The sequence below is a fragment of the Streptomyces beijiangensis genome (assembly GCF_017315755.1).
Classification (GTDB): domain Bacteria; phylum Actinomycetota; class Actinomycetes; order Streptomycetales; family Streptomycetaceae; genus Streptomyces; species Streptomyces beijiangensis.
Genome location: NZ_JAFLRJ010000933.1, coordinates 1 through 409 on the forward strand (window position 1 = coordinate 1; position 409 = coordinate 409).

General features: G+C 73.8%; 1 pseudogene. It reads left to right on the forward strand.

Annotated elements, in window-relative coordinates:
- Positions 1-291, forward strand: a pseudogene (locus J0695_RS39940) (hypothetical protein); the annotation flags it as partial.
- Between the last annotated feature and the right edge of the window lie 118 nt (positions 292-409).

Below are 409 nucleotides of genomic sequence, written 5' to 3' on the forward strand. Positions count from 1 at the left end.
GGGCGGCTCGTCGCCTGGACCGCCGCCGTCACCGAGATCGCGGCCGGCACCGAGGCCTGGGACACCGCCGTCGCCGAGCTCAAGGGCAAGCGCCTCAACGCCCCCGACGGCGAGCGGATGGTGGAGCGCTGGGCGCGCGAGTGCCGGATCGTACGGCTGGAGCCGACGGCCGTACGGACCGAGATGCCCGAGGGGTCCCTCGCCACCGCGCCGCCCGCCACCCCCGCGACGACGCGCCTTCCCGTCCCCGCGGCGCTCCCCTCGCTGCTCTTCAAACGCCGCAAGCGCTAGCCGAGCCGGTCAGATCAGGTCAGGTCAGGTCAGGTCAGGTCTTCGGGAGCTGGCGGCCGTAGTCGACCGTCTCGTCCTTGCCCGGCTCGGCCAGCGTGAAGTCCCTGTCCCAGTCGGC